Annotated in this window: 1 protein-coding gene; it reads right to left on the reverse strand. The window is 35.3% G+C overall.

Translation table 11 applies throughout. From position 1 onward, the window contains the following. Window positions 1-204, reverse strand: a 204-nt coding sequence (locus AOA61_RS30760) for a hypothetical protein (RefSeq protein ID WP_218197295.1), incomplete at its 3' end; no start/stop codon positions are given. Between the last annotated feature and the right edge of the window lie 34 nt (window positions 205-238).

The raw sequence follows: 238 nt of genomic DNA on the forward strand, positions 1-238 counted from the left end.
ATACACTCTAGCAGCCTTTAAGATACAATCATCTCGCAATTTAATCTTTATGTAAAAAGTATGGTATCCTTGTTCTTTAGACTGACTTAATACAGTTAATTCAAAGTCATCATAATTAGGAAGAACTTCATTTCCATTGTTAGTACTAGAAGTTACTGATTCAACTGCAGCGGCAGTCTCGATAGCACCTTCTCCTTTTTCCATTCTCTCTAGTTCGGTTACGATAGACACTACATCT

The organism is Pseudomonas sp. 2995-1, from assembly GCF_002742505.1.
In the GTDB taxonomy this organism is placed as follows: Bacteria; Pseudomonadota; Gammaproteobacteria; order Pseudomonadales; family Pseudomonadaceae; genus Aquipseudomonas; species Aquipseudomonas sivasensis.